The sequence below is a fragment of the Vitreimonas sp. genome, assembly GCF_035627415.1.
Taxonomy (GTDB): Bacteria; Pseudomonadota; Alphaproteobacteria; order Caulobacterales; family Aquidulcibacteraceae; genus Vitreimonas.
Genome location: NZ_DASPLU010000003.1, coordinates 1 through 19,064, shown reverse-complemented (window position 1 = coordinate 19,064; position 19,064 = coordinate 1). Strand labels below are relative to the sequence as shown.

Annotated in this window: 18 protein-coding genes; 13 read left to right on the top strand and 5 right to left on the bottom strand. The window is 63.0% G+C overall.

The window, feature by feature from the left end; all coding sequences use genetic code 11:
* Positions 1-333 precede the first annotated feature (333 nt).
* On the top strand, positions 334-3,804 hold the full coding sequence (locus tag VEA80_RS00710; RefSeq protein WP_325058759.1) for an NACHT domain-containing protein: 3,471 nt from the start codon (positions 334-336) through the stop codon (positions 3,802-3,804).
* Between the two features lie 217 nt (positions 3,805-4,021).
* Here the strand turns inward: VEA80_RS00710 and VEA80_RS00705 are convergent, their stop codons facing one another.
* Together VEA80_RS00705 and VEA80_RS00700 are read right to left on the bottom strand one after the other, a co-directional pair.
* A complete protein-coding gene (locus VEA80_RS00705) occupies positions 4,022-6,022 on the bottom strand; it encodes a C1 family peptidase (RefSeq protein ID WP_325058758.1) in 2,001 nt (666 codons plus the stop codon).
* Positions 6,019-6,996 carry an SGNH/GDSL hydrolase family protein gene (locus tag VEA80_RS00700; protein WP_325058757.1) on the bottom strand — a complete coding sequence of 326 codons (978 nt, stop codon included), beginning with the start codon at positions 6,994-6,996 and terminating at the stop codon, positions 6,019-6,021. The genes VEA80_RS00705 and VEA80_RS00700 overlap by 4 nt, the downstream gene beginning before the upstream one ends.
* A 467-nt stretch (positions 6,997-7,463) precedes the next feature.
* On the opposite strand from VEA80_RS00700, the gene VEA80_RS00695 reads away from it, so the two are divergent.
* Together VEA80_RS00695 and VEA80_RS00690 are read left to right on the top strand one after the other, a co-directional pair.
* Positions 7,464-8,360, top strand: a complete 897-nt coding sequence (locus tag VEA80_RS00695) for a hypothetical protein (protein WP_325058756.1) — start codon at positions 7,464-7,466, stop codon at positions 8,358-8,360.
* Position 8,361: 1 nt separating this feature from the next.
* On the top strand, positions 8,362-8,697 hold the full coding sequence (locus tag VEA80_RS00690; protein WP_325058755.1) for a hypothetical protein: 336 nt from the start codon (positions 8,362-8,364) through the stop codon (positions 8,695-8,697).
* 6 nt (positions 8,698-8,703) lie between these two features.
* On the opposite strand, the gene VEA80_RS00685 is transcribed toward VEA80_RS00690, so the two are convergent.
* Together VEA80_RS00685 and VEA80_RS00680 are read right to left on the bottom strand one after the other, a co-directional pair.
* Positions 8,704-9,402 (bottom strand): hypothetical protein, encoded by a 699-nt coding sequence (locus VEA80_RS00685; RefSeq protein ID WP_325058754.1) that lies wholly within the window; start codon positions 9,400-9,402, stop codon positions 8,704-8,706.
* The gene (locus VEA80_RS00680) at positions 9,399-10,415 is read right to left on the bottom strand and encodes a hypothetical protein (RefSeq protein ID WP_325058753.1); all 1,017 of its coding nucleotides are present in this window, start codon (positions 10,413-10,415) and stop codon (positions 9,399-9,401) included. The genes VEA80_RS00685 and VEA80_RS00680 overlap by 4 nt, the downstream gene beginning before the upstream one ends.
* A gap of 147 nt (positions 10,416-10,562) precedes the next feature.
* On the opposite strand from VEA80_RS00680, the gene VEA80_RS00675 reads away from it, so the two are divergent.
* The 3 genes from VEA80_RS00675 (at position 10,563) to VEA80_RS00665 (ending at position 13,658) form a co-directional block, all read left to right on the top strand.
* Complete coding sequence (locus VEA80_RS00675) at positions 10,563-11,168, top strand: hypothetical protein (RefSeq protein WP_325058752.1); 606 nt, start codon at positions 10,563-10,565, stop codon at positions 11,166-11,168.
* The gene (locus VEA80_RS00670) at positions 11,165-12,340 is read left to right on the top strand and encodes a hypothetical protein (protein WP_325058751.1); all 1,176 of its coding nucleotides are present in this window, start codon (positions 11,165-11,167) and stop codon (positions 12,338-12,340) included. The genes VEA80_RS00675 and VEA80_RS00670 overlap by 4 nt, the downstream gene beginning before the upstream one ends.
* A 304-nt stretch (positions 12,341-12,644) precedes the next feature.
* Positions 12,645-13,658, top strand: coding sequence for a hypothetical protein (locus tag VEA80_RS00665; RefSeq protein WP_325058750.1), 1,014 nt, complete (start codon positions 12,645-12,647; stop codon positions 13,656-13,658).
* A 546-nt stretch (positions 13,659-14,204) separates the two neighbouring features.
* Here the strand turns inward: VEA80_RS00665 and VEA80_RS00660 are convergent.
* Positions 14,205-14,891 (bottom strand): hypothetical protein, encoded by a 687-nt coding sequence (locus VEA80_RS00660; RefSeq protein WP_325058749.1) that lies wholly within the window; start codon positions 14,889-14,891, stop codon positions 14,205-14,207.
* A gap of 40 nt (positions 14,892-14,931) precedes the next feature.
* Between VEA80_RS00660 and VEA80_RS00655 the strand changes: the two genes are divergently transcribed.
* The 7 genes from VEA80_RS00655 to VEA80_RS20360 all read left to right on the top strand — a co-directional run bounded on the left by VEA80_RS00655 (position 14,932) and on the right by VEA80_RS20360 (position 18,937).
* Positions 14,932-15,354, top strand: a complete 423-nt coding sequence (locus VEA80_RS00655) for a hypothetical protein (RefSeq protein ID WP_325058748.1) — start codon at positions 14,932-14,934, stop codon at positions 15,352-15,354.
* Between the two features lie 11 nt (positions 15,355-15,365).
* Complete coding sequence (locus tag VEA80_RS00650; protein ID WP_325058747.1) at positions 15,366-15,755, top strand: hypothetical protein; 390 nt, start codon at positions 15,366-15,368, stop codon at positions 15,753-15,755.
* Complete coding sequence (gene xerC, locus VEA80_RS00645; RefSeq protein WP_325058746.1) at positions 15,752-16,762, top strand: site-specific tyrosine recombinase XerC; 1,011 nt, start codon at positions 15,752-15,754, stop codon at positions 16,760-16,762. Before VEA80_RS00650 ends, xerC begins: the two co-directional genes overlap by 4 nt.
* A 38-nt stretch (positions 16,763-16,800) precedes the next feature.
* Positions 16,801-17,148, top strand: coding sequence for a type II toxin-antitoxin system RelE/ParE family toxin (locus tag VEA80_RS00640; RefSeq protein WP_325058745.1), 348 nt, complete (start codon positions 16,801-16,803; stop codon positions 17,146-17,148).
* On the top strand, positions 17,145-17,501 hold the full coding sequence (locus VEA80_RS00635) for a helix-turn-helix transcriptional regulator (RefSeq protein ID WP_325058744.1): 357 nt from the start codon (positions 17,145-17,147) through the stop codon (positions 17,499-17,501). Before VEA80_RS00640 ends, VEA80_RS00635 begins: the two co-directional genes overlap by 4 nt.
* A 205-nt stretch (positions 17,502-17,706) precedes the next feature.
* Positions 17,707-18,495 carry a hypothetical protein gene (locus VEA80_RS00630; protein ID WP_325058743.1) on the top strand — a complete coding sequence of 263 codons (789 nt, stop codon included), beginning with the start codon at positions 17,707-17,709 and terminating at the stop codon, positions 18,493-18,495.
* 79 nt (positions 18,496-18,574) lie between these two features.
* Positions 18,575-18,937 (top strand): RHS repeat-associated core domain-containing protein, encoded by a 363-nt coding sequence (locus VEA80_RS20360; protein WP_349257187.1) that lies wholly within the window; start codon positions 18,575-18,577, stop codon positions 18,935-18,937.
* Positions 18,938-19,064: the final 127 nt, after the last annotated feature.

Sequence of the window (19,064 nt, the reverse complement as noted above, 5' to 3'; positions counted from 1 at the left end):
CGGTCTTGCTAGGCCGCCAGCTGAGCCGAGCGCCGACCCAGTTTCTCCACGATGGCGAGGGGCTCGTCGCGGAGTGGGACGGACGTGGTGCGGCCGCCGTGCGCACGGCCTTGCAATCCAAGGCTCTCAGCTGGGCGAAAGTTCAACGCGCCTGGCTCAGCGCCGATCAATAGCGCTCGGTTATTAGGCGACGAATTAGCTCAGCCGCAGTCGCAGCGTACTTTTGCGAAGCTCCTCGCGCCGCTTGGGATTTGCAAAGGCTCAACTCGCACCTAGGTTGTAAACCTGCCGAAGGCGCAATAATCTCGCGCAGCGGCCTGGGGGCGGGCGATTTTGGCGGACCTGTTCAGCACCGTTCTGTTGGGCGCATCGGCCGCTGTGGCGCAGGGCATTATCGGCAATCGTGCGGACGGCGTCTTCTGCGCGTTCTCGCGCGAGGTCGGCCGCCGGATCGCCGGGCGCAGCGGCTTGCCGGCCAATCACGATGCGGTGCGCGCGATCCGAAGCGCCCAGCTGCAGGCGTTGGACCATGTCCTGTCGGCCTATGCCGGCGGCGCCGATCCCGAATGGGCGGACTACGAGCCCCCACGCGCTCAGATTTTCTTGGAACGCGGCAGGGCGTGGGTGAGCGCCGAACTATCCGCAGCGCAGAGCGCTGCTGCGGATCAGCGATTGATGAGCGAGCTGACGACGGCGATGGAAAAGCTGCTGTCAGCTCCGAGAGACGGCGACAGTCAGGAGCGTCGCAACGAAATTAAGCGCAGGACCGAAGCGGCAGCGCTGTCGGAGTTCGAGGCGGCGCTCGAGGGCGTAGCCACACCGGTCCAATTCCGAACCATGTTCGCGCACGGCGGGGAGGGTGCGTTGTCCTGGTACGACGCCTTCGCCGCTTATCTCTTGGATGCGGTGAAAACCGATGAGCGTTTCCGCTCGGTGTTCGTGGTCTCGAAAATCTCCGAAATCGCGCAGACGACGAGCAGCACGCAGGCGATCGTGGAGCGCCTGGAAATGGCGACGCTCGGGCTCGATGCGGTCGTTCGAGAAACCTTGTCGAAGAAGGCGAGGCGCGCCAAGGCGCGCACGGACGAGGGCAGGCCCAGCCGTGAACAGATCATCCGCCGCACCATCGCCGCCTACGAAGCGTTGGGATTCCAGGTCGCGCGTAATGTCTCCATGCATGGGCTGTCGCTCGATCTGGTGGCGAACAAGCATGTGAGCGGCCATGGGCTGCTCACCACCGTCATCGTCGTCCATACAAGCTCAAAGCGCGTCAGACAGGCCGACGTCGCCGCCTTCATCGCATCCGCCCGAAACCTGATCGGCGCGTCCGCCGCGAGCGGCGCGGTGATGATCGCGCTCGAGGATTTTTCCGCCGAAGCCAAAGCCGCGGCGCGCGAGCAGAGCGGGGTGAGACTGCTCACGCTGGAGCAGCTCGAGAGTGAGCTTTTCAATCCGGCCGACGCTCTGGCGCGCGTGCTTGCGGACTACCAGAACTCGGAGATCGCGCGCGAGTACATCGCTGTGCCGGGACGCACGCCGGCGCCGCATCCGGACGTCGCCCAGTATGTGCTCGATTGGCTCGACGCCGATCAGCGCTTGCTGGTCGTGGCCGGCGATTTCGGCGCCGGCAAAACGACCGTTCTCGAACGCGTGCGCTATGAATTGACGAGGCGCTTTCTAGCTGATGAGGGCCAGCGCTACCCGATCATGCTCCAGCTGCGCGCGCTGCGTCACTACCAGGATCTGTGGCAGTTCATCTCCGCTTCGCTTCGCGATCGCCATTACATAGCGCCTTCCCGAGGCGTGTTCGAGCAGCAGCTGAGGGCGGGCCGGCTCGTGCTGCTTCTCGACGGCTTCGATGAAATCGACGCCTCGGCGACGGCGACGGATCGGGCCAGGTACCTGCAGCTTCTGGCGCCGCTGCTGGAAAGCCGCTCGCCCTGCATTTTGGCGACACGTCCGACCTATTTCGAATCGTTCGACGAAATGGCGGACGCGTTCGGGGAAATGAGCCATGGACCGCGCGCGTACCAGCGCATCGACGCCGCGACGGTCCCGGTCGAGCGCATAGCGCGCGCGATGAAGATTGGCTCTCATTCCAACGTGAGCCGGGCCGATCTCGGCAACATCATTTGGATCGACAGCCTGACGGATCAGAAGGTGCGCGAATATCTGGAGCGGCACGGCGAGGCGCTCCACGCCGCCACCGGAAAGACACCTGCCGAAATCCAGCAGGGGCTCGCCAAGATCTACGACCTAGAAGACCTCAGCAGGCGCCCGCTCCTGCTCAAGATGGTCGTCGCGACGATCACCGGCGGGCGGGTCGACATAACCGGCGGCAATCGCTCGGTGGGGCCTTCAACACTCTATGAGATTTACACCCAGTTGAGTGTGCAGAGAGACCGGGAGTCCCGCGACGATCAGGTGCTGACGGGCGAGGAGCGTTTGCAGGTATGCCGGGTCCTCGCCAGGGCGATGGCGCGCGAGGGGGTGCTGCAGCTTGGCCAGGCGCAGGTCCGTGAGGCGATCGCGACGATAGATCTGGATGTCATGCGCGCCGCAACGGACGAGACCCGAGAAGAACTGCTGGAACGGATCATGAGCGACATAAGAGTGTGCTCATTCCTGTCCATGAGCGAGGACCGATCGCTGAGATTTGCCCACAAATCCTTCTGCGAATTCTTCGTGGCGCAGTCCTGCTACATAGATTGCCTGCGGGACCTTGGCGCCTTCGTGGATTACGCAAGGCGGCCGAACAGCCGCGAAGTCGTATACTTCCTTGGAAGCTATGCGCGCGATCATGAGCCTTTTTTCTGGCAATCGCAGCTCGCGCTCAGCGGATCGAAGGAAGTGCGCGCTCTCGCGGCCCGGATCATGTTCGCCTCGGGCGCACGCCTGGATGGCGAGACGCTGTCCGCCATCGAGATCGCCGACGTCGATATGCGGCGGGCGCGCATTGCGGGACTTGCGCTAAAGAAGCTGCGCTGTGAGCGGGTGACGCTCCGCGACATCGAGGCCCACGCCTGGCGGGTCGAGGACACGATCGTCAGCTCAAGTCTCGTCGAACGGGTCTCCTTCTTCCAAAACGAGGGCGCCTTTTCCGCACAGCTCGAGGAGAGCGTCTTCGAAGGCGTGAGCTGGCGGGGCGGCGTCGTGCGGTTGCAAGGGCGCGACTGGCAGCTCGCCGATTGCCGTTTCGAGCGCGCGAGCGTCGCCCTGGCGGGGCCGGGACGATTGCGAGCGGTGACGTTCGAGGACTGCCCGGCCGTCGCGTTCGCGCCCAGTTTCGCGTTTCTCGCGGGCTCGCAGCTGCACATCTCGCGCAGCGCCGTCGCGACCGACGCCTGGCATTGGAGCTCCGCGGGAGATGAGACGCTGCTGGAGGATTGTCTTTTGGCGGGGGTTTGGATGTCGGCCGGCGACCTTGTGGCGAGCGTGCGCACAAGGGGCGCCGTCGCGCGCCGCACCCTGCGCAACTGCCGCGGCCTCGTCTTCTGCGCGCTCGCCGAACTCGATCCTAGCGAGCGCGGCAGATTGCGCGGAGCGTTTGGCGACGTCTTGGTCGTCGATAACAGCGCCATTCGGGGCGACGGTGCGAGCGAGGACGAGACTCCATCGGGCGATGGCGAAGCGTTCGGCTCGCTTCTTGCCGGTCAGGAGGATGCGGCGCGGGCGCGGGCCATTCTCGAGAGGCTGAGAAACGAGGCGTCAGCGCAATACTGTGACGTTCTGCTTGATCGCCCAGAGGTGAGATTCGTTTTCCGCCGCTTCGGCCTAGACTTGGCCTCACCCAGGCCGCACTAGGCTTGAGCCCGCTCAACTGTGATGCCGCCGAGAACCATTGGGGCTGCTCAATGTGGCGCATGGCCCAACGCGGGCTTCAGCTGGATGGTCGATCATGAACGCGCTCCAGCGCGCAAGGAGCAGCGCATGGGTGGAGGTGACGGCCTCGCCTCGCCGTTAAAAAATGTTGTCGAGCGCTCGCATCGCCCGCGATTGCATTTGGAGTATCCGTGCGGCCTCAGCTCCCGTGCCTCGGCGCCGCCAAGTCAAAATGCACGCGGCTGAAGCCGCCATTGTCGGCGTGGATCGGTCGGCCGAGAATACGCGTCAGCATATGGTTGAGGGTCGCCGGATCGTTATCGAAGCCGCCATGGTCGGCGCTGTCCGTCTCGGTGACGTGTTCGCCGGTAATGTAGGCTTTCACGCGTCCGGATTTGGCCGCGCCGCGCGCATGCGCCTCTAGGCCGAGGATCGGGACCTTGCGTCTTTCCTCCAGCGCGCGCGAGACGAGATAAAGAATGGAATTTCCATATGGGCCCGTTGCATCGGCCTGCTCACGCTTGTCGTCGAGCGCATAGATGGCGACATCGCAAGTGCTGGCGGCGATGACTGGCGAGAAGGCGCGGTCGAACAGCTCCACCGTGCAAGCGGGAGCAAGAAGGCTGGCGCTCGCAAGCGTGGTCGGCTCGAGCCGCCCGTCTACCCGCCAGCGCTGCAGCAGATAACAAAGGAGAATGGCGCCCGCGCTGTGTCCGGCGATGTGAAGCTCGGGCGGGCTTTGCCCGTCCGCTCGAATCTGCGCCAGCGCGTCGAGGAATGCGAGCGAAGCGGCGCCGGCGTCGCCGACGAGCCCCGCTACGCGCGGGATGCCTGGCGCTGGCGCGACGAATGCGCTGCGCGCCGCGTCGTTCTTCATCTCCCCCCAGATTGGCCGGACCAATTGCCGGGCGAGACTTTCCCAGACCCAATCCGCCACGCCGCCTGGCGCGCCCGCCCGTTCGGCGACCCGGTTTGACTGTCCGAACAGCAAATCGCAGATCGCGCCCAGTGCACCGGTGCGCCAGAAGAAGAAGAGGGGATAGATTCGTAGCGCTTTCAGCACGGGCAGCATGAGCGCTGCGTGTGTCGCCGCGGCATCGAGCTCGGTCAGCCCGCCATGGGCGTAGAGCAGGACATGGTCATAGCGCACGTCCGGCGCTTCGCCGGCGAGCTGGCGAACCAAGTTCGCGCTCTCGGCGAAAGTGCGCCGGTCATTGACATAGGCGCCCGAGGAGACAAAGCGCCCGTCCTCGACATGGCAGTAATACCCAAGCAGATCGCTGCGCGCCGGCGCGCGGGCGGATGCAGCGGCGTGACGGCGATCGAACCCGCCGACCTTGTGGAAGGTCTTTGCAGAAGGCACCGCAAGGCGCAGCACCCAGGCGTCGAGCACGTGCGCTTGCCAGTCTTCATAGCTCCAGTGGGCAAGGCCCGGCGCGCCTTTATAGCCGCCCCAGCCTTCTCCCCATGAATTGAGAATGAGAAAGCCGTCCCGATCGTATCCGACGATCGCGAAGGCGTGCGCGCCGTCAGGCTTTGTGATCCGTGGATCCTTGAATCCGATTCTGCCGCCGGCGGCGGCGACCGCGTCGGTCTCCCAGCCCGCATGAACCATCGAGGTCACGACAACCGCGCCCGCTTCGCAGATCGCCGCGTGGTAGTCGTAGAGCACATGGCGGAGTCTCAGATAGGCGCCGAGGCTGAGATTGCGCGCCGCCTTGGCGTGCGCGACGGTAAGGCGCCAGCCCGGCTCGTAGGGAGAATAGGGCGCTTCGGCTTCAGTGCAGACCCCATTGTGGAAGAAGCCCTTGAGCGCCCCGCGTGCGGACGAACCTTCAAGGCCGTCGTCGGGGTACTCATCGTGCGCCCGCGCCATTTCATAGATCATGCGGGCGCTCGCGCGGGCTTTCGACGTCAACTTGGCCCCGCGCATCGCATTTTGAATATCGATGACGGCGGCAAGCGCCTGGCCTGTGCAGGTGCCTTCATCGCCCTGGTCGCGCAGGGCGATCGGGGTCCAGGGCGGCGGTTCCTTCTCTAGCTCGATTTTAACGAGACCGGGTTCATAGAAGCGATCGCGAAAATCGGGCGGGTCCGGGCGGATATTCAGAATGCGTCCGGCGTCGAACCGCTTCGCCTGCGCGCTCTTCATGGCGGCGGCGAAGGTTCTTGGCGCACTGAATTCGAGCGTCTCTGTCATGGCGCGCCCCCGCAGCCTATCTGCTTCAACGTGGCCAGGAATTTCCCCGCCACCAGCGCAAATCCATTATTCGTCGGATGAATTTCGTCGGCCCACATCGTGTGCGGCGTCACCACCCCGCGCAGATCGATGTAGTGGGTGTTGGAGAATGCGCTCGCGATTTGCTTCAGCATCGCGTTGTGCCTATCGATCAACTCGCGCACGATTTCGCTCTGCAGCTTATGGTCGACAATCCTGCGTTTGGTCATTGGACCCGCGAGCCAGGCGTCGATCTTGGTCCATTGAGGATTGCGCCAGTCGCCCTGCTTCATGGCCGGAATCGGATAATCGTAGCCGTGCAGAACGACAGGAAGGCCTGGAAATTCCTGGCGCACCGTCTGAAGGAACGATCGCAGCGCCGCATCGATAAAGGCGACCTTGGCGTCAAACGCGGCGTTGCGCAGATACCACGACGCTGGCTTGCCCGCGCTGAAGAGGTTGACGATGGGAAGTTCAGCGCCTTTTCCGGCCAGAACATCGATGAAGTCGTTGCCTGCGCCGGAGAACAACAAAGCGCAAACCTTCTTCCCATCCGCCCGCAGCCGCCGCAGCGAGCGAAGATAGTCGGGCGCGGGACCCAGCATGCGTTTGACAGTGTCCCCCGCAGCGCAGGTGGACAGCACGTTGTAGCTCGATCCGAGCTGATCGATCACGTCATCAAGAAAGAAGGGGAATTGGAACCAGGAATCACCCTCCGACACGAGGATGGGATCGTTGCTCTGAAGGCGCGCATTGAAGCGCTGTTCGCGCCGCCAGCGGGCAACACCGTTTGCCCAATTCATCGCCATGGCGCCGCGTACGCGCCGCTCCTCCGCTTCGCTCATCGTCACGGTGCGGCTGTTTGGGATAATGGCCGGGCGCATAGGCGCCGAGCGGGTGCGGTAGGCGGTGAGATAGGGAATGAAGGCGCTATCGGGAATGCTGACGTCGCGCATCATCTCGTTGAGTTCGATCAGCGAGACTTTCTTGGTCTTCGGCTTGGCGAGTTTCGGCGCGGCGAGCGATTGGGTCATCAGCTTCTGCCTCCCGCGCCAATGACTCGCGCCATGTGCTCGCCGCGTCAACCAAAAGTTGTCACGGCGAGACAAAGCGACCATTACGCAAACGGCTGGCCAGACCCATCCGTGGGCGCGTCTATCCAGGGTGAGGCATCGCCTCAGGTTTGATGGCGATTGAACGGACGAAATGGACGAAACGCTAATGCGTCGAACGCTCGCGCCATCGCGTCCCCCGGAGGCGCACGCGAGGCATGCGGACGGATTGGCGCGATGGCGCCGTCGAGCGCGATCGCGTCAGTCACGCGAAGCGATGCCTACACATAAAGCGCTGAGTATCGCTATTTGTGGTTGAGTCGCCCCTTCGCGGCTCGTAATCATGAGCGCGCCATCGCATCGGGGGGCTCATGCGAGCCGGAGCGGCGTTCGCCAAACATCTTGTCGTCTCGCTCGCGCTATTGCTAGCCGGCGCGTGCGCGACGACGAGCGTCACCGTGGGGGAGCAGGCGGGCGCGTTGCGCGCCGGCGCGGGCGCTGCGCGCGCGCACGCCGCCAACGCCTTCAGCGCCGCGAACCAGATTGCGCGAGAGAATGCGATAGAGCGTAAGCTCGATCTGGCGGAGCCGCCGACACGTCAGCGCTCGCTCAGTGAGGATGACTTTCCGCGCGCCGTTGCTATCGACGACGCCGCCAAGTGGGATCGGGCGTTCGCCGAACTCGACGCCTATTTCGTCGCCCTGCAGTCCCTCGTCGATCCAGAGCGCGCGCGCATGACCGGCGATGGGGTGACCACACTCCTCAATCAACTTCGAGGCGAACCTGTCCAAGCGGAAATGCCGGCGGGCGTGGGCGCCGCGTTCGCGACGCTTGCCCAGGCCTTAGTGCAAGCGCGGGCCGAGCGCGAAGCCACGGCGGTGTTGCGGCGCGTAGATCCGGCATTCAATGAACTCATGACCGCGATGGCGGACGCCATCGGCGAAGACGATGTGAGCGATCTGCGCGGCACGGTTTCGGTCAATTGGAGCAACCGTCTCTCAGAGCTTCGATCCGATTACGCAAGCGCCGCGAACCGGAGCGCCCGTCAAACCGTGATCGCGCGCTTCTTGGCCGCGGCGGACGCGCGTGACGCCCAGCTCGCCCAGCTCGCGCAGCTCCGGGCCGCGCTGCTGGCGCTTGGAGAGGCGCACTCGGCGGCGGCGCGGGGCTCGCGCGGGGACATGATGTTCTGGATGAACCGGGTGGACGCTTGGGTGAGCGATTTCGAACGCCGCCGCCAAACCCTCGCGGCAGGCGCGGGAGGTTGAGATGGCGAGGAATGCTGAACTCGCCGCCCTGCAGCGGGAACTGATCGGGTTGGTCAACAAGCTCTCGAGCGAGCAAGAACGCGCGCAGGACCCTGAAGTCATAATCGCGCTTGCGCGTGAGATCACCGAGGTGACTCACCGGGCCACCTTGGTTGGGCAATTGCTCTTCAAGCAAAGGACGGCGGCGTTGTCCGGCGCGCTTCAGAAGGTCGATGAGGGGCGCGCGGCGCTACGAGAAGCCATTGAGGAGATTGACCGCCTCAATGGATTTTTGCGAGCGATATCGCGGTTTTTGACGCTGGTCGACCGCGTCATTGACGCGGCGAAGTTGATCTGATCCCGCTCATGATTTTTGCGGTGTCTCTTGCCCTGGTGGGCGCTGGCGCCTCCGTGTGCGTTGGTCTTGCTTTAACAGCGATCGCCAAACTTCGTCGAGCACCAGGAACATGGCCAGCATGAATCCAAGCCCTGTTATGCGGTAGAGCCAGCTGACGATGTTTTCAGAGGCGCGAAGCGCCTCCGCATCGAAGAGCAGTGTAGACGGCCTTTCGTGGTCGTGTCGCGCGAGCGTCTCGGCGCACGCTAGCGACACACGCCGCGCGGTCCTGTCGATCGCCTCGCCGGGGCAGAGGCCCAGACGCGTCACCCGCGTAAAACCCGCCTCGGAAAGTTTGGTGGCGAGCACTCTTACGCGCAGGCTTTGGCCGACTTCGAATGTGATTATCCGGCTCGTGCGGGCATTCTCGTAGGCAAACCAGCCCACCGAACCGATCAGCGTCGCGGCGGCGATAGCGATATAGAGATGGCGCTTTCTGAAGCGGCGGCTCCGTCGCCAGAAGATCATCGCGCCGCCGAAAATCACCGCAAGGCTGAGGCACAGAACGCGGAAGAACTCCACGCTTGTCGCAAATGGCGGCGCAACGTGCTCGGACCATCCAAACCAAAGCGTCATCACCGCGACGAAGGCCGCGCCGAGGCTGCCCAGAACGTCAGTGAGGCTCGGACTTTCTTGGAGCCCCAAACTGTCCTTGAGCGTCGTCATCGGCAGGCGCGCGAAATCGGCAAAGGCACGATCACAGGGCGTTGGGCGATGACTTGCGCTTCCGGCACGCCGACCGGCGCCGCGTCGGAGAGGCGCCGGCCGTCCGCTGTCTCGAGCCAGACGACGAGGTCATCCAAGTTGACCGCAATGTCACGCGACAGCGGGAAAACTTCGCGGTCGGGCGTGTCGCCATAATCCGCATAATCGGCCAGCGCCCAACGCAAAACGCAAGTGCCCTGCACCAACGAGGACGGTTGCGCGCTGGCGTTGAGTAGACCGTCCCGGGCGCCCGCGCGCTGAGCCCGAATAAGTGTCACGATGTCATGAGTGCTTCGGACAACGTCACGCTGTTGCTGTTCGCTTGGATTGGAGATCGCGCTGAATTGGGCCAGCTGCTGGCGATATCGCATCACCTCGCCGACCGTCTGCGGATCGATCGGCGTTTCGGCCAAGTATGCGTTTAGGCGGGCGAGATCGCGTGTGAAGGCCGCACGCGCGTCCGGGGCTAACTCGGCTGCGGCGTGCTCGCCGAGAGCGTCGATCTCGAGCGCGACAGTGTCGAGTTTGATGCGTTGATCGACCTGCTGCGTCAGCGTAAAGCGCGCGCCGCCCGGCGCGCCGTAGATCGAAAAGAGCCTGAGCTCTTGCCCTTCAAGGCCGAGGGTTTCGTCATCGAGCTGGGGATTGAGACGCCGCACCAGGGAGAGCGTTTGCGCATCGTAACTCAGACCTCGGCTGGTCAGCGCATGTTCGAGGGTCTGATCAGATGTGATGCGGACCGAGTCGGACTTTATGGATAGGCCGGCCTCCGAGAGCGAGGACCAGTGTGCGGCCTCGCCGTCACCGCGTTCGACGCCAATCTGCAATTGCTGCAACTCGCCATATGCGCCGGCGCCCAATTGCTCGCCATGGCAAGGCGCGATTGCGAGAAAAGAGGCGAGCGCGGCTGCGGTCGATCGAACGGGCCAGGCGCCACATGCGGCCGGCATCCGGCGCCTCGCGTGTTTGGCCATGGGAGCCCCCTTAAGCCAACTCAATGCGGGTTCAGGTTTCCTCCTCTGGTTGCAAGCCGTCAAGTCGGAACGGAAGCGATATATCGAGCCGCTTCAAGTCCCGCGAAGGCGTGCAGAAATTTAAGCCCGGCTGCACTCTGACGCGACATGAAGTCGGCGATCGTGATCGCGCGCCTATGGGATTGCCTGCGCAACGCTGAGTTCGCGATCGGCGAGTTCAACTCGTCCGGTTTGGCGGGGGACTTCGGCTATGAAGGGGAGGGCGGTGCGCCGCGTACTGCGCGTTACGCGAACGGAGCGGGCGGGGAGCACCGAGAGCTTGGCGCCTCCGCGCGCCACAAAGCGCTGGTCGTCGCGCCGGGACAATCTGCGATTGCAAGCCTTCCGCGCCCTGGTAAACAGGGGAGCGCTGCAGTGGAGGGCGCCATGGAAGAGGAATACGCCGTCGACAAGCTCGGCGCGGCCGCTCTGAACGCCGAGTTCGAAGCTGTCTTTGCGCAGACCAATGGATGGGCGCTGATCAAGTCGCGCCTTCCGGAAGGCGAGGCGCTGCCAGCGGACGCGCCCTTCCCCATTGAAATCAGGGAAGGCGCGGCCGGCATTGAGCCGGGCACGGCGACGATCATTGTGGGCGCCATCGTTGCGGTGTCGCCCATCGTTCAGAAGGTCGCGCTCGATCTGTGGAACGAAGTCTGGCTGCCAAAGATCAAAGGCCGCAAAGGCGACAACGCCGTCGGTAAGCGCAAGAGATGACACTCGTTCAGGTATGCCTGCGGGTCCGCAAGGCCGCTGCCGCAAGCATACCGATCGCCCGTTTGGCCGAGAGCAAGCGCCTTTCAAGGCTGAGCCCGACAGACAAACAGCAGCTTTCAGGCCTTGCGGCGCAGGCCCACACCCACCTGCAGAGCGCGCTCAACGCACCCGCCGATCTCGACGGCCTGTGCGCTGGAGAAGCAGGCGCGCTGGGCGCTTTCGCAAACCTCTTCGTGCCTGCGCTGAGCGCTGGCGCGAAGGCGGAAGCGCACCGTTGCGAAGCGGCGCTGCGCGCGCCGAAGTGCGCCAATTGCGTAGGTCGCAGCGCGACCGGCAATCCGACCTGCAATGACGGTCTCAAAGATGACGAGACGGTCGCGGCGGGTCCAACATGTCTTGCTGAACTCGTCGAGGCGATGAAATTCGCCAAGACGGTCTCCGAAGCGCTGATCGAGGATGCTCTCAGTCAGGAGATCGCGCTCGAACTGCGCCTGCACACGAAGTTCAACGCTGGCGTCTATACGGTGGCGGGGGCTTGCGTGCATACCGATGCAGCCACGGCGAGCGACAATATTGAGTTCTTCCTGCCTGAACTCGGCTTCGACTATGTCGAGCTCTCCAAGGCGCCATACATGTTCGCGCACGAGATCATCTGTCACGCCGCACAAGCGCTGCACAATTTCAGCGGCGCGCCCAGGCCACAGGGACCTGTCTATTGTCCCTGGAGCGAGGGCTGGATGGATTGCGTCGCCGCCCAAGCGCTGAGCGATGCCTTGTTGCAGCGCGCACTGACGGCGCCGGCTTGGATGGATGAGGAAGCGTCCGGGTGCATTGACGGGACCGATGCGGCTCACATGGCCCGCTCGCCGCGTCAGGCGCCGAATAATCCGCTCTACGTCTCGCAGCAGAACGAAGCGCGCATAGCGTTCACGATGTTCGAGCGCGTCGCCGCCATTGCGGGTCTCACTGCGCTCGCCGCCGACGATCTAAGGCGCCGTTTTTCGATCCTCTACAATACGCTGCCGCGGCCGCATTCCGAGCGGGCTGCGCTCGCCATCAATCTGACCGCGCGCGTCAATGAGACCGATCTGACACGGGCGGAAGATCTAGTGAAGGCCTGCGAGACCTTCCTCAAGGACAGGGATGCTGTAAGTTTTGTCAATAAAATCTAAGTCTTACGTAAACCTGTTGAATTTTCACTCATCTGCGTATAAATAGACGCCGTGAGAAGGCGCCATGACAGGAAACGAAACTCAGAAAGTGCTTCGGGCGCTCTTGGACGGGGGCTGGTGGACGATCGAGGCTCTCGCCCTCGAAACCGGCGTGAACAACAGCACAGTGCGCACTGTCCTGCAGCGCAATGACCGTGCGTTCGAAAAGCGTCCCGACGATAGGCCTGCCGGTCACCCAGGGCGTCGAAAGGACCATCATCGTCTTATCGCCGCGTTTCGACCGGAGATCGAACGCCGCGCCGCTGTGCAGGACTTCGGCGATCCCATCGAGCGCTCGATTAAGATCGTCGAGCAGGCCGCCGAGGCTTGGCGTCGAGCGGAGTCCGACGACGAGCGCAAGCAGGTGCTTGAGCTTGCGGCACTGCAATCGAACGCTGCGCGTCGGTTGATCGAGACGAGCAAGGAGCAGCGCGAGCCGCGCGAACTGCGTCTGCTGACAGCGCAGGCGCGGCTCGCGGATCTCGTCAAGGGCGAGCACAGGCCACAAGAAGAGCACGCTTGGGCGATTGCCGCGCATTACTCGGGCATGAAAGCGGCAATGCATCGCCCTCCGCGCGCCGCATGGCAGCGTTATCGCGAAATGCTGCGGCGGCTGATCGAAGACTTCGCTGGCAGCTGGGATGAAGCGCCGGCAGCGGCCGCAGCATACGATCCGGGGCTTGCGATCGTGATCGACGCCATCACTGCGAGTTCCGATCCGGTTAGTCCCCGGCTCATTCGCGCGCTGCAGGATAGTGGCATGCACGCGGCGCGATTCACCGTGCGCACCGACTGGGACGCACGCAAACGCGACGCTTTCCTCAAATCCGTTGCCTCGCTCAATGAGGAGCCGGTGGCGTGCCTTGCGCCGGTATTCTTGACACTCGACAGCGATGACGCCGTCAGCAAAGCATCGCTGACAACATTGGCGACCTTGAACGAGGGGACGCGGCTGCAGAAGGCGGTGCGCGCAGCTCGGAGCGCCATAAGCGACGCGGTAAAATCCAAAGATTTGCCCGACGTCGACCATGCTGCTGCGTTCTACGGGGCGTTTATCGCCAACGCCGCAATCCATCACGCAGGAAACAGCAGCGTTTGGGAAGTCGTGCGCGGTCCTGTGATTTTTGATAGGTCCGTAGATCAGGGCCTCGAAGCGAAAATCCTTGGCACGAACGGCATGTATGTCGGTGACGCCGGCAGTGCGGACATGAACTCTGTTGTCGCGCACTGGGCGCAATCTGCGGCGCTGCCAGGCATCGCAGATCCGCTTCGATGGTAGCTTCAGCGCCGCGGCGCAAGGACGCGCAAGCGAGTCGACGGAACTGCGCTGGCGCCAACGCGCGAGAGGAACACTTATGCCGTCGACGTGCTCGCGTGTTTCAATGCGCTCCAGAACCACGATCAAGGGGCTTGATAAGAGAGCTCACTATGTCGTTTTCCAGGCCGCGTATCCGAGCAACCGCATTTAGGCTGGGCGGCAAGAAGCCCATCGCACGCGTGGAAACCTCAACTCTCCATAGATACGATTTCGGGGCCGACGTTCTAGCGTGCGAAAGCTGCGCGAGGAGGGTGTTGGCCGCGGGGAGATAGCTCGGAAGCGGGCAAATAGAGTTGCGAACGTCTATCGTACGCTTGCGGGATTTGCCCTAATCGATCTCCGTTCTGGGGCAATTTCAGAAGCAAGCGGTTAGTTTACGCGGGTAGATAGCGGACACTCGTAGAGTGCACCGTAGGGCAAGATCGCTAGGTGTCGCGGCTACGGGGGAGAAGAGGCGCTGGGCCAAAAAGCGAGGCGCACAGGCGCCTAGTGTGTTTCGGGCGATTGTCAGTGTCGGAGCCATGATTTTGGATCCTCTCCGCCCACTTTTTGCAGCCATGAGGACTGCAGGCGTGCGAGTGCGAGTAAGGCCGCTATGGTGCCGAAGAATGTGGTGAGCAGTGGGATTTGCCAATTGGGGGCGCGCTCCCAACGGGTAGGGATCAGGCGCTCCCCATTTTTCCACGCCGCCCACGCGGTGCCGTTTACCGCGATTTGCGCATTGTCACCATGAGCGCCTAATAGGTCTCCGAAGACCCACAGGTTGTCGTAAGACCCCATAGAAACCGATCGGCCATCTACCTCGAGCGATGATACGTTTTGCTCCGCAGAGATAGCCCTGAACTCGCCGCCACCGCTTCGTTCAATCTCGTCGAGACTAAGATCGTCGATCCAAGTCCAACCGTCGACGTTAGTGAACGTGAAGGTCGCATCCGTGGAATATGTAGGGCTATCGGCATCACTGGTGGGTATGAGGGAGATCAAGGCCGTCAGAGCCACCTCGTCGACGACCAAGTCGCTACCAAGCCCTCGGGGCGCAATTGGGCGACATCGTACACGTTGATCTTGATCCGCGTTTCCTGACGGCACAAAGCGCCATTGTTGGACCGTGTCGTTGAGCTGGAGTGTGAGTGTGCGAGGAGCCGTGACCATGCCATCGCCACGGCGGCGCATCAGCGGTGCCGTGAACAGCATATCAACACGTCCCCTTGAGGCCAGCGCACGCCGCGCCAGCGTGATCAAGCTCCACCAGAACGCACAGCGGCTGCTGAAACCCCTCAAAGTGGTCAATCCATTCGCGGAGCGGCTGACGTTCCTCGACGACAAGACCCGGACCCGGCGGAATCACCGCAAGTACCTCATGCTCATCCGCGTTATTGCGCTGCTGCATCAGCACCAGCGCGAGATACGCCGCCATAGGCTGCCGGATGGTTCGGAGCTCGACTACATTGAGGCCACGGCAGACGACGTGCTCATGGCCAACAAGCTGGCGCATGCGATCATGGGCGCCACATTGGACGATCTGCCGCCGCAAACACGAAATCTGCTCGTCCAGATCGACGCAATGGTGCGCGAGCGTTGTGCGTTGGAACACACCGCGCGCGCTGAGTTGCGGTTCACGCGCCGCGACGTTCGGGCGGCCACGGGCTTGGCCTAACCCAGCTCAAGGTGCATTTGAAGCGCCTGGAGGAGCATGAGTTTCTGATCGCACGACGCCGCGATGGCCGCTTCGTCTATGAGCTGCTCTACAATGGCGAGGGTCAGGATGGCGCAGCCTTCGTCATGGGGCTCATCGATCCTGCTGCGCTGGTCGCGACGTATGATGGCACGCGGTCGGGGCTGGAGGCCGCAGAGTCGGGTGGGAGCGAAGCGCGGGCGGGTCAGTGTCGCCCCGATGGCGGCGCGGATGCGGGCCGGACGCGGACTGGCGAGACCGAGAATTCTGCTTCTCTATCAATGGTGCGCGCAGCACTGCCGCAAAATGGCGCGCAAACGCGTATCACCGCAGCTGCGCATCTCGTCACATCGTACGTCGAACCAATGGTGCGTGGGCGGTGAGTGCGGAGCCATCACCGGCGCCGGGCTCGCTGTCGGCGGAGTTGGCCCGCTTTTGCCAGTATCTGGCGGCGCGCAATTATTCGCCCTTCACCATCGAGCAGCGCGAACGGGCGATCAGCGCCTTCATCAGCTGGGCGGCGGTCCGCGGCGTTGAGCGCCCACAGGATGTGACATTGCCTATCCTGGAGCGCTATCAGCGCCATCTTTTCCATCATCGGAAGGCCGATGGCGAGCCGCTGACGTTTCGCACCCAGATCGTGCGGCTTGTGCCGCTTCGCGCTTTCTTCAAATGGCTGGCGCGTGAGCGCGTGATCCTCTTCAACCCTGCCGCTGATCTCGAGTTGCCGCGCGGCGAAAAGCGGCTGCCAGCGACAATCCTCGCGCCGGAGGAGGTCGAGGCGGTGATGGCCTTGCCGGACATCGCCACGCCGCAGGGCCTGCGCGATCGCGCCATCTTGGAGGTTCTCTACGCCACCGGCGCGCGCCGGCTCGAAATTACGAGGATGCGGGTGTTTGATGTCGACTACGCGCGCAAACTGATCGTGATCCGCAAAGGTAAGGGCGGTAAGGATCGCATCGTGCCGACAGGGGAGCGGGCGCTCTCCTGGCTCGCGGCCTATCGCGACCAGGCGCGTCCGCAGCTGGTGAGCGGCGCTGACGACGGGGCGCTCTTCCTCACGGCCAAAGGTGCGGCGCTCAATCCTAAGAAGCTTTCCGATCGTGTGAGCGCGTATGTCACCGCTGCTGGTCTGAACAAAAGCGGCTCGTGTCATCTGTTTCGCCACACGGCGGCGACACTGATGCTGGAAAACGGCGCCGACATCCGTTTCATCCAGGCGATGCTCGGCCACGAGAGTCTCGACACCACCCAAATCTATACCCAGGTCGGGATCGCCAAGTTGGCAGCCGTCCAAGCTGCGACCCATCCTGGCGCGGCGCTCAAGCGTGAGCATCTCGCTGCCGCGTTGGCCGGCGAATGCGGTGAGGAAGACGCCGGCCTTGACTGAACGTACCATATAAGGTACATAAGCCGGAGCGATGGTCGATGGCGAAGCCGCCAATCATCCCTGCGCATTTCTACGCCACATCCAGCGGTGCAGAGCCGGTGCGCGAGTGGCTGAAGGAGATGGGCCGTGAGGACCGCCGTGTCATCGGCGCAGATATCTCCACGGTGGAGTTTGGTTGGCCGATCGGCATGCCGACCTGCCGTCCGCTTGGAGAAGGTTTGTGGGAGGTGCGGAGCAGCCTGTCGGGCGGCCGCATCGCCCGGGTGATCTTCGCGATCCACAGCGGGCGGATGGTTTTGCTGCATGGGTTCATCAAGACCACGCAGAAGACGCCGAAGGCGGATTTGGATTTGGCGCATAAGCGCAAGAAGGAACTGGACCGATGAGCGCGAAGAAAGTTGTCAATAGGGCTCGCGCAGCAGCGCCTGCGAAGCGCGTGCGTCGCGTGGTGGCGGCGCGAGCGCGCGGCCGCGTGGGGTCGAGCTTTGATGATTTTCTTCACGAGACCGGCGACTACGAGGCGGTGAAGTCGAAAGCGATCAAGCGCGTCCTCGCTTGGCAGATCAGCGAGGCCATGCGCGAGGGTGGACTTACCAAGGCCGAGATGGCCAAGCGCATGAGCACGAGCCGCAGCCAGCTCGACCGGCTGCTTGACCCCGCCAACGACGATGTGACGCTTTCCACGTTGGCGCGCGCGGCCGAAGCACTTGGCCGAGAGATCAGACTAGAACTCGCCTAACCGCGATCGCTTTACTCCGAGGCCGAGTAGAAAAGCTCGGATGCAATCGTCGTCACCGCGTTGATAGGATTTGGCGTAGTCGGCGCCAACGCGGCCTGCGACGTCATGAGACGGCCTGCCGACTCGGTCCATCCCTCGTAGCTGTTCGCCGCCATCTGCCGCGCCGCGCTTTGCGTGCGGCGCAGCGCACGCCATAGTCGCGTCCGTGAGCACTGCCGCCGCTCCCCGAAACGCGCCTCAAGCGCGCGCCCTGCGCGGGCCGAAAAGTGCTTCTAAGGAAATTTTCTCAAATCGCGGCTGGGCAGGGCGGCGCCATCGCGCTTACGCCCCTGGCGCGTATAGAGAAAATGCCTGCATCTATAAAAATGTGCGTCGGGACCGACAGTCCCTGCAAACTGACCCCGTCGGGTACGAGGATGATCTGAACCTCTATGCTTATGTCAGGAACGATCCGTTGAATTTGAGCGATCCGACGGGTCGTCAGGTGTTCAATGAGGACGGCGAGCTGAATCTTACGTTTAGTGTCGGAGCGTCAGCGACTGGCGTCTTGGGAAACAACGTTCCTGAAGGTGCGAATCTGGAAGGAGATATCGTTGTCCAGGTCTCAATCAACATTCCCGCACTGTTGAGCAGCGTCGTGGGTGATTTTTCCAATGCGACCCCCGCGGTATCAATTGATCGCGTGGGCGCACAAGGAACAGATTTTTCAGAGGCGCCCGACGTGCGGGGCGCGATGGTCGATGTTGATGTCGGCGAAGTTGGCGTCTCGCTGGGAACGATCGCAGATCGTGAGGGGCGGACAACCACGTATCAAGCGGACGTAGGCCCCGCAGGTGGAGAAGTGTTCAGACCTGAGAATGGCCAAGCAGCCGGCTCTGGCATCCGCGTCAGTGGATACGGGCCAGGAGTTGGAGCCGCTCGAACCGAAGGAAACACCGTGACGGCCACAAGTACGCCGGAGGTCAGGCGGACGGACGAAGAGAGGCCGCGATGACTAGGTGGTCCTTTGGAAAGAGGGCATCAGTGGCGGCTGTACTTCTGCTGCTATGTGTTCTCCTCGCCGTTCTTGATCAGTGCACGGGCGGTTTTCCTTGATCGGAAATTCGACGCTGCGGCGTTCGCGCCTCCTCAGTCACATCGCGTGTTGGGAGTCAGAGTCAAGTTGTGCGCGTACCTCGAAAACCGCTTCCAGAAAAATTTTTCGGAATCGAAGGGCCTCCAGGGGCCGGAGCGCCGCGTATCGATTTGGCGCGTATAGAGATTTTACCTACGCCTACGAAAAATCGCGTCAGGACCGACAGTTCCTGCAAACTGATCCCGTCGGGTACGAGGACGATCTAAACCTCTACGCGTACGTGCGGAATGATCCGCTGAACATGACGGACCCGGAGGGCAAACAGTCATGTCCTGCCAACACAAGCTGCCCGCTGACGTGACCCCCGTTTCTCATCCAGCCGCCACTGGAGTCCGATCCTCATCAAACGCCCCCAATGGGCGTCCTTCAAGCTCTTCGTTCCTTGCCCAACGGGCGGCGTAGGCGGCTGGCGTGAGCCAGTCGAGCTT